This window comes from Nostoc sp. FACHB-888 (assembly GCF_014696655.1).
Taxonomy (GTDB): Bacteria; Cyanobacteriota; Cyanobacteriia; order Cyanobacteriales; family Nostocaceae; genus Nostoc.
Map to the genome: position 1 here is coordinate 1 of NZ_JACJQM010000163.1, position 9,422 is coordinate 9,422.

Sequence of the window (9,422 nt, forward strand, 5' to 3'; positions counted from 1 at the left end):
CCCTAAAGCTTACCCCTTAATGACCAAACCCCGGAATGAATTACGTAAACAATTGCAAACTGCTTAACCCACAAGTGTTTCGGCTTTTCTTAGTGCCATTCTCCCCTGAACCGTATCAACCGTGGATTGACAAGCTGGACTTGAGGCAGTTTTACTCGCTGCCCATTCCTAAAAGTTACCTCTACTGTACAGAAGACACTGCTTTACCTCAAGGCGAGTGGGGATGGCATCCCAGGATGTCTAACCGCTTAGGGCAATTTCGGTTCGTGCAAATGCCCGGTAGCCATGAAATGATGTTTTCTAACCCGGTTGGTTTAGCAGAAAAGATTATTGTGGCAGGACGGGACTAGCAACATGATGGCTTCATAACAAAATAAACGAGTTGCTCCGTTCGGCAGTAGAGGGTGACACGGCTTGGGCTGAGTGGTACTGGTTCGGCACCCATCGTGATGGTACGCAGTTTGGTATGCGCGGCGTGAGTATTGTTGGTGTACAAGCGGATCAGATCAAGTGGGCACGCTTGTATATCGAACCTGTATCAGCGAGTAGCGAATAACCCGTAAACTCAACGGAAATTGCTCAAGCGGTTGTGTTTCTCTGCTGTGATGCTGCTAGCTATATCACTGGGCAACCCAAGCGCGATCAATGGTGGATATACAGCAGGCTAAATCGCGATCTGCCTTCAGATATCTTTTTGCGATCGCAGCTCTGAATAGGTGGTTACTAAGCGATTTGCTGGAATGACCTCGACACAGATTCACTATTGCTGAAAGAAGCACCATCAGAATCTGAAAGAAGCTGAGTGTTGGAAGTCATCACACTCAAGTAAATGCAACTGGTTTCATAACAAGAGGTAAAAATCATGATACTTGAAAATAAGGTGGCTTTAGGACAGGTACTTTTTGCCGGAGGATCGGGCTTCGTGGGGCGCAATGCCGTCAGGTGGTTCCGCAAGAGGCACCCCAGCGTTCGAGTGCTCCTCGGAGGACGGAACCTGCAATCGGCAGGTGAAGTCGCCCAGGAGGTGGGCGCTGCCGAAGCTGTTGCCATAGATGTCGATAAGCCCCGCTTGGGTCTCGGTGATGATGTCACAGTAGCTGCTGTAGTCATGTTGGCTCCCGAAGCCGGACTCAAAGGACTGAGCTACGCGCAGGACTTGGGCATCCCTTACCTGAACATCAACGCTGCCCTCACCGAAATCGGACCTGAGTTGGCGATGTTCGCACATCGTGCGACCGCAGCACCCGTCGTGCTCGCCAGTCACTGGATGGCTGGTGCGGCTGTGTTTCTGGCACTCAACAGTGTCAAAGGCTTCGAGGTCATCCACTCCATCCAGATCGGAGCAATCCTCGACGAGAATGATCCAGCAGGTCCAGCGTCGCTCGAAGATATGGAACGGGTACACGGGGCTGCTCCCCCCGCAATGGTATTTGAGGGTGGGCGGCGCGTATGGCTGTCCGGCGACGCAGCAAAGGGCAAGATTGAATCAATTGACGGTCGATTACTTGATGCTACCGCATTTTCCACATTCGATATCGCTAGCCTCCATGCTGCTACTGGGGCATCGAATGTACGTTTCGACCTAGTGACTGACGAATCATCCAGTCGCCACCGGGGCGGTGAGGCAGCGACCGAGATCGTCGTCGAGATTGAGGGCGAAGCCGATGGTCGAACGCAGCGTTCGCGAGCGATGCTGGAGTTCAAGCATGGCGCAGCCTCACTAACGGGTCTGAGCGTCGTTCTTTCTCTCGTGTCGGTATTGGGACTGAACGACCGCGCTCCTGCCCGCCCTGGGCTTTACCTACCCGAACTGCTCTCGGATACCGAATGGTTTCTGAATGAACTCCGCAGTGCGGGAGCGACTATCTACGAAGACTCTAAGTCAACTCTACAGTTTTAAGGTGGTAGAAAAATGATTAAATGCAAAGATTTCGCGCCTCGGATTACTGAACGGGGACCCTTCGGCGGACCTTCCGAGTATGAATCTTTCTCGGAGGTTGTGAGTGCTGTAAATCAGTGGATCGAAAGTACAACGATACAGGTGATCAATGTTGAAACTGTTGTTTTACCCGATCGGATTGAAGGCACAAGTGATGATGTCTACGGAGTGACGACCAGTAATGCTTTCCACCCAGTGATGATCAGTCAGGGTCTTGCAATCAATTGCTTTCAATGTGTGCGTGTTTGGTACAGAGAATAAGCTTTTTTGTTGCTTTGAACAGAGGAGAGATTCAGATGTCAGAGAACAATAAAGCCATCTTAGAAGCGGTAAACGCGGCGATCACACAGGCACATGGACAGAAGCCGCTTAAGATCCTTACCTTTCGGCATCAAACTTGCGATTAGCGCCGAGGCGCAACTCCGAAGGAACCGCAACATACCTCAATAAGGAATTCATCATGCAATATCTTTCACAGGACTTAATCCTTCTTGCACTCAATCCCCAAACTGGGAAAACTCGCTTCTCTTTCTACGCAGCGCTCGAATATGGCTTGGTCGGTTCTTTGTTACTAGACTTAGTACTGCAAGGCAAACTTGAGATCGACAACAACAATCGTGTGATCGGTGCGATCACAGGCAACACAGGCGATGAATTCTTAGATCGACACCTCAATGAGGTTCTGGCATCGTCTCGACCTCGAACTGCAAGGTTCTGGATTACTCGTTGGAGACGAAGATACAGATGGTTTCAGCCGGTTGTGTTGCAGAACTTAGTCGATTTAGGTGTTTTGCAACGACAAGAGCAACGCATTCTTGGACTGTTCCCAACGCAGCGATATTTTCTAACCGATGAATCCATTCAACGCGAGATTGTCCAGCAAGTTCGTGAAGCCGTGTTAGAAGGCATTGGACTGGATTCTCGGATGGCAGCATTGATTAGTTTGATGCAAGCCTCTGACCTGACCGATGCGGTGTTCAGACCTGAAGAACGTCCTGAAGCGCGATCGCGAATTAAAGCGATCGCAAGAGAGGAGTTGGTCGGTCAAGCCGTTTCAAAAGCAATTTTCACCGTTCAAGCAGCCACGCTTCTGGGTGCAATCAATGTCCGATGAAATCGTTACTCCCGGTTCGCCCATTTTTTCGGGAGTTAGAAGAAAGGCTACTCAGGAGTAAAAGATTGACCACCAAGTTGAGTGTAAATAGTAGTTGGGAACTCAAGTAAAACAAGAATACGTTGCTGTAAGGGTGAAAGGGCAGTCAAATGAGCATAAACTTCGTTTTTAACCTCAATTAAGAACAGGGTAATCTCCTTAAATGCAGCAAGAAGTATCTCAGCAGTAGGACGTGCAGTTTCTCGTTTAGGATTACCAATATAAAGTCCAGTTAGCTTTTCCTTATTTTGCTCCAGATTGCGACGAACCTGAAACTCTAAAAGGGTCAAAACACGCAACCCAATTGAAAGTAGGCGAATTAATCCTGTAATATGATCTTCACGCTGCAAATAAATTGGAGTTAAAGATAAAGGAAAGCCTTTAAGTCGAGCAAATCCTCGTTCAGTTAAATACTCATCTCTATAGGCACGAACAGCTTGTTTCAAAGATAACAGAGATTTTGTTTGATTTGTAACGTAGACTCGCCAGCCTAACAACTTAATTTGTCTTAAAACTGCATCTTCATCAATTTCAAAATCCAGGTTTATCGAAGTTTCTTCTACTATTTGAGAAGGTGTATCAAGATATCGCCTCTTAATTTTTCGAGAAATACTAAGTTGAATGTCAAGTTTAAAAAGTCCACTGGTACGATAACGTTTGAGAATAGCATTAGCAGCAGACTGGCATGAGTCAATCGTGGTTAACTTTTTCTTGCCACGACAAGGTATTTTAAGCTGTTCCAGGGCATTATTCGTTTTTTGTAAGCGGTCGCGTAAAGATTTTTCTTCTGTTTCTGCGATTGCGAAAGAACGTACAACTATTTGTCGCTCATTCCAAGTCAATTCATTACCATCAATCTTTGTTGTTTGAGAAATATTTATTTCAAACCCTTTAGCAATTTCTTTATTTTTCCCATCAGCATAATCATAATCAATAGTTGTTAATTCTTGTTTACCATCCCAAACTGGTTGAAGATATTCAATTAATTGTTTAGATGGGACTTGTTTTGCATTGAGAGGACAAAGATAGAAATCCCCACCAGATACAATATGAGTTCTCGTCGCAATTGAACCCATTTTACAGTCGCCAATATATAGTAACCCTGACTGTTTTAGCGTTGAACGTACTCTTTCAATTGCCGGGATGTATAACGGATCGTCGGCTTTTTCCCCTGATAGTATTTCAGCTGCAATTGGCATTCCTAAAGGGTCTAATGTCGATAACATTATTTTCACTTGTGCCAAGTCTGGACGATGATCTTTGCTATGGCCCCATTGGAATAATCCTTCAGAATTAATCCCACAGTGACTTGAAGCTGTTGTACTATCCATACGAACTCGCTCTGGTTTGATATCGTACACTTGTAGCAAGTTACCTCCAAGTTCTGACTCAAATGAGTACCAGTCGCTATCCCTGTCAAGATAACGTAATAGGGCTTCTAGACGATCATCCGTCAAGTCAAGTTCACCTAACTCTTCTCCAAAAAATGTTTTCAATGTTTCTAACCGCTTAGAAGCCCAGCCTTGGACGTGATTTAAACGGTGATCTGCTTGCGATAATATGTGTGCTAACCAAATTACTGCTACACTTCCCAGACTTAGACCTTGCCAATTTCCGTGTCTGGGAAAATGTTTATCAATTAGCGATTGTACGCCCATACGCTCTATTTGAGTTAGAAGTATAGGTATATCATCGACTCGTTCGTTTGTGATTATGGGTTCAGTAGTCATAAGTGCGAACATATACCTGATCTAGTTTTTTTGGAAATATGTCCTTCGGTATACTTTTGACTATCTACTTTTCCTAACTCATTAAAAAATGGGCGAACCGGGAGTGATTATCTACGTTATTTATTAGACCAGTCTCCCAACCAACGATTACTTCTTTTTTGGGATGGTGCTTCTTACCATCGTTCCCATCAAGTCCAAGATTTTTTAGCTAAGGTGAACCTTGGTTTACCAGAAGAACAATGGCAAATTCACTGTGTCCGCTTTGCTCCCAATTGCCCATCACAAAATCCTATTGAGGATATCTGGTTGCAAGCTAAAACATGGGTGCGGCGTTTCTGTGCTTTGATTCCTTCGTTCTCTCATCTGAAGTGGATGTTTGAATGGTTTATCCGACACACTGCCTTTGATTTCCCCACCCTTCAAATGTACGGAGCTTTTTCAGGAATCAAATATTAGTCCTATATGCGCTACGAGTATGCTTTGACTCGGGCGTTCGTTCAGCGCGTTGGGCGTGCGTCCCGATGGAAGAGCTGGTCAATAAGTGCAATACGTGACATCTGTTTGAGCAGTAGATACCCTAGCACCCCGCCTAGTGTATTTGCAAGAAGATCATTAACATCGGGAACGCGCCAATTTCCCAGGATAACGTTAGTGACGAACTGCGTGAGTTCGATGGCTAGGGAGAGTTTGAACGTTTGCCGCGCGATGGTTTTGACAGACGAGGATGTCGGTAAGAGCAACGGGAGAAACACGCCAAGCGGAACCATCAGGATGACACTTGACAAAAAGCTGCGAAGATCAGTGGTAAGGAGCGGTATAGCGTTAATAAACCCAGGATTTTGTGAAGCATACCTGCCAATCTGTACCTGAATTGGGAACAACACAAGATGAAGAACGGCAAGGAGGTAGATTATGAATGCAGTTAGAATTGCCGACCGGAAAACACTCAACCTTCTGCCTTGATAGACAGTAAGGTACAACAGGGTAGCAAGGTACGCCACAAACAGAAACACAAGTATGGGAGCAGACGGGATTGAGAACCTAATGTCCATGAGGTGAACTCCTTCTTTAGGGTGTGCAACGCGCTTGATGGTGAAGACGAGGATACTAACAGCAGTGGCTTATAAGTAGGTTGCTCCCCCAGTCGTTGACTTCTAACCTAACTTAATATGCTTGGCAAACATTCTCGTCTATTCGCTCTGCTGAAAAGACGAGGATGTTTGCCAAAAGTTGCATTCTATGGGCTTTGTTTCATGCAACAAAGCCGTCAGATTTTGTAAACCATTGGTTATCAAAAGTTGGACAAGCGCTAAAAAAAGGAGGACTTTGGCCCAAGAAAGCGAACGTTTACACTCCTCCCTGCCAGACAAAAATCGTCAAATCTAGGAGTTTTCTGCCAATCAACTTTGATTCGCACTGTCGCTACCCGTACTGGTAGTTGACGACGGGCAATTTCTGGCGGTGGTTCTACAACATATTGCCCGACTTCAAAACGACCTGTACCTGCTCTGATTGTCTCTACTCGTCCTTTCCATTGGATATTACTTGAGTTATTAAGTTTGATTTGGGCTTCTTGTCCAACGACAAGTTTCGACGCATCAGTCTCATTTATGAATGCCTCTATCCAAAGATTCTGACAGTTGAGTAACTGAATAATCGATTTATTAGCTTCGACTATTTCCTGGGGCTGGGAATCAATTGACCAAATCACACCTGTTGTTGGTGCTATGACCAAGACGTTTTGTTGAGAGAGCAATTCTTTACTGGTAATGGATAACTGTGACTGAATACTCTGGATTTCTTTAGAGAGGATTCTTTCTTGTTCCTTTAGGTCTGTTAACTCTACATCAAGTTCGTGAACGCGAGTTTCAGGATAGCTTAAGGTGCGAGTTCCTTCTAGCTGAAGTCCGGCTTTCGTTGCTTCTGAGTTGAGCTTGGCTAGCTCAATTCTTGATTGAGCTTCCTTTACTACAGCTTTGGCTTGCTGCGCTTCTGCAATTTTGTTTTCAGCTCTGGAAACAGTTTCTGCCCCCTCCTTTGCTAAACTAGCAAGGCGTTGAGCGTCAGCAAGCGCTACTTTTTTTCTGACTTGTTCTCCAGCGATTTCCTCTTCAAGTTGTTTTATTTGTTGACGGGCATATTTGAGTTGAAGCATTTTCTGGGTGACAGTTTGTTGTTTAAACAAGTTCATCAATTTAGTTCGATTTTGAATTTGCTGTTTTACCCCAGAGAGTTCCTGTTGAGCATCTTGTAAGCGAGTTTTCAATTGCTGATTTTCAATTTTGAGGACTGAGACTCGTGGATTTTCAACAGTAGATTTAATAGTACCGATTTGTGTACCTTTTTCAAGTTGGTTGCTCAACTTAATTTTCTCACTTTTCAATTCTAGCTCGCCTGGAATGGATGCCCGCACAAAAATGATTTCACCGTTAACAAAAGCTTGTACACTAATAATTGGAGAAAAGTTGCGTCTCAGCCTAACTCCAATAACAGCTAGACAGCTAAGGGCTAGAATCGAAAGGATAATTTTTCCTGAAGCTGTTTTAATTAATTTCATGAAACAAATTGTAGAAAATCTTTTCTATACTCAGTCTGACTGGTTAACAAGTGTTGGGCATCAACATAACCAATATCAACAATGTGTTCATTTGGCAAGAGGTTTTTATCAGCCAAAGTTTGATGAATAATCTGAGTAATCTCCACATCGCTAGTCGTTGCAGGCGTGGTTTCAACATTGGTAATTAGATGCGGTGCATCATCATCACAAGTTTCTGTCAGATGTAGGATATAACTCGTCCAATTCATTTCTCTTTTTGTGCAGTTACGCGCTTCAATATCATACGGAGACTGGATGAGCTGTTTGTTGGGTGGTAAGTTGTCGGCTTCTCGCCAATAGACTTGCCCCTGTTGTAGTTCATATTGCTGTACCCATACACAGCGTAAAGTTTCACTGCTTCGGCAATCTCAAGAATCCCAGCTAGCTCCATAAGCTGGAATACCTTTCCCCAAACAAGCCTTGACCACTTTTTCAGTAACCGCTTTGTTGGATACACAAAACACAGCTTGCGCCCTAAAATCTCGAACGGCACCAAGAACTAGCTGCTCTACATTTGGTCTACCATGCATTCCTGTATCGAAAATATTGCAACGAGGATGAGAGTCAAGCAAAGACCAAAGCTTTTCGCCGTAAGTTTGTTCGTGTTCGTTAGCGATCCACACAATACAAAGTTTGTGACTATTTTCTATTACATGAGGTATGACTGGTGCAATTCCTGCTCCAGTTGCGATTACAACTACTCGTGAATAAGCGTTAATTGAGAACATAAAACCAGGAGGCTTGACTCGACGAACCCATAATCGTTTGGGCAAATTTCCTTTTTCAACTTGCCGAATCAAATTTTTAGTCCAGTCACCTACCGCGCCGATTATTAAATGAATTTCTGATTCGCCCGTTTGTTTGCTGAAACTCGTTCCTGCAACAGAAAAAGAATGCCATTCAATACCATCTAGACTAATTCGAGCAAATGTTCCTACGTCAGCCCTTCCTGGAAGAGTCACAACTAAAACTCCAACAGATGGACAATCCATCCTAAAATTATCAAAACACTGCACGCTTATCCAAGGCAAAAATATGCTGAAAATCATTAGCGCGGTCATGAGTAAAACTGGATTAGTTAATAAAGTTTCTAGAGGATAAGCTTGGTTTAGAGCGATGATAAATTGAAATCTAATTTGATGCAAGACGAGAATACTCAAACAAGTCCATCCCAGATAGCGATGGCTGATTTCAAACGTATCATGGAACTTATGGCGGAATGGGGGAATAGCAGTGAGGATTATAATAAATAAAAGTGTTAACAATATACTGGATGTAACGATTGATATAGGATCGCTCTCTGTAGCCATTGATAAAGGATCGCTTGGGTTTCCCAACTGCTGAAATACATCAACAATTACCCAGAGAAAACCCCAAGTAGCACATGAGGCGTGAACCCCACCAATATAATGAACGCCACTATTAAGATAGTATTTGCCATAAACAATCTTTACCGAAGTCCATACTGCCAAACGATACAATAAATGCAAAATTAGTTCATTACGGACTAAAACAGCTACTAGTATATTGCTGACACTAAAAATTGCTATTGAAATCTCATTTAAATATATTGTTTCGTAAAAAATAACTAAAAGTAAAATATTGACGCTAGAAACCAAAATCCACCAAAAAATATGCATATTAAAGTTTTGCTTGAACATAAATATGTCTCCTAAGATCAAGTTTAAATTTTCTGATTATTAATTTCATCAATTGTCTATTAAGCCAGTATTTAAGAAGGCAGAAGTACGAAGGCAGAGGGCAGAAGGGAATTCCCATAAATAAATTTAGAGGATTTATAAAGGTTGGCAAGGACACAGTATTTCTTGCTTTTTTTATAAATAAAATTGAGGGCTTATGACCCTTATGGCAGAGGGCAAAAATTGTATTTTTTCCTTCTGCCTCCCAGGGCGGCCGCATCTAAATTACTCCTGATCACAACCAAGGTTAAGAAGCAACGAAAAACTCAGCATTTCTCGTTTGATTTATTTTCCAAGCCTCAAA

At 43.5% G+C, this 9,422-nt stretch carries 7 protein-coding genes and 2 pseudogenes; 5 read left to right on the forward strand and 4 right to left on the reverse strand.

Going from position 1 to position 9,422, the window contains the following annotated elements; translation table 11 throughout:
- Positions 1–35 precede the first annotated feature (35 nt).
- The 4 genes from H6G26_RS34765 to H6G26_RS34780 all read left to right on the forward strand — a co-directional run bounded on the left by H6G26_RS34765 (position 36) and on the right by H6G26_RS34780 (position 3,053).
- Positions 36–350: a salicylate esterase gene (locus tag H6G26_RS34765; RefSeq protein ID WP_242054106.1), complete on the forward strand. Its 315-nt coding sequence runs from the start codon at positions 36–38 to the stop codon at positions 348–350.
- 512 nt (positions 351–862) lie between these two features.
- Positions 863–1,900, forward strand: a complete 1,038-nt coding sequence (locus tag H6G26_RS34770) for an NAD(P)-dependent oxidoreductase (protein ID WP_190735710.1) — start codon at positions 863–865, stop codon at positions 1,898–1,900.
- A gap of 12 nt (positions 1,901–1,912) precedes the next feature.
- Positions 1,913–2,200 (forward strand): hypothetical protein, encoded by a 288-nt coding sequence (locus H6G26_RS34775; RefSeq protein ID WP_190735712.1) that lies wholly within the window; start codon positions 1,913–1,915, stop codon positions 2,198–2,200.
- Positions 2,201–2,399: 199 nt separating this feature from the next.
- A complete protein-coding gene (locus tag H6G26_RS34780; RefSeq protein WP_190735714.1) occupies positions 2,400–3,053 on the forward strand; it encodes a GPP34 family phosphoprotein in 654 nt (217 codons plus the stop codon).
- Between the two features lie 47 nt (positions 3,054–3,100).
- Here H6G26_RS34780 and H6G26_RS34785 read toward each other — a convergent pair whose 3' ends face one another.
- Positions 3,101–4,822 (reverse strand): IS1634 family transposase, encoded by a 1,722-nt coding sequence (locus H6G26_RS34785; RefSeq protein ID WP_190735716.1) that lies wholly within the window; start codon positions 4,820–4,822, stop codon positions 3,101–3,103.
- 105 nt (positions 4,823–4,927) lie between these two features.
- Here H6G26_RS34785 and H6G26_RS34790 point away from each other — a divergent pair.
- A pseudogene (locus H6G26_RS34790) lies at positions 4,928–5,278 on the forward strand (transposase); the annotation flags it as partial.
- 853 nt (positions 5,279–6,131) lie between these two features.
- Here the strand turns inward: H6G26_RS34790 and H6G26_RS34800 are convergent.
- The 3 genes and pseudogenes from H6G26_RS34800 to H6G26_RS34810 all read right to left on the reverse strand — a co-directional run bounded on the left by H6G26_RS34800 (position 6,132) and on the right by H6G26_RS34810 (position 9,079).
- Entirely contained in the window at positions 6,132–7,379 is a 1,248-nt protein-coding gene (locus tag H6G26_RS34800; RefSeq protein ID WP_190735720.1) for an HlyD family efflux transporter periplasmic adaptor subunit, read from the reverse strand.
- 26 nt (positions 7,380–7,405) lie between these two features.
- Positions 7,406–7,777, reverse strand: a pseudogene (locus tag H6G26_RS43225) (IS5/IS1182 family transposase); the annotation flags it as partial.
- Between the two features lie 9 nt (positions 7,778–7,786).
- Positions 7,787–9,079: a hypothetical protein gene (locus H6G26_RS34810; protein WP_190735724.1), complete on the reverse strand. Its 1,293-nt coding sequence runs from the start codon at positions 9,077–9,079 to the stop codon at positions 7,787–7,789.
- Between the last annotated feature and the right edge of the window lie 343 nt (positions 9,080–9,422).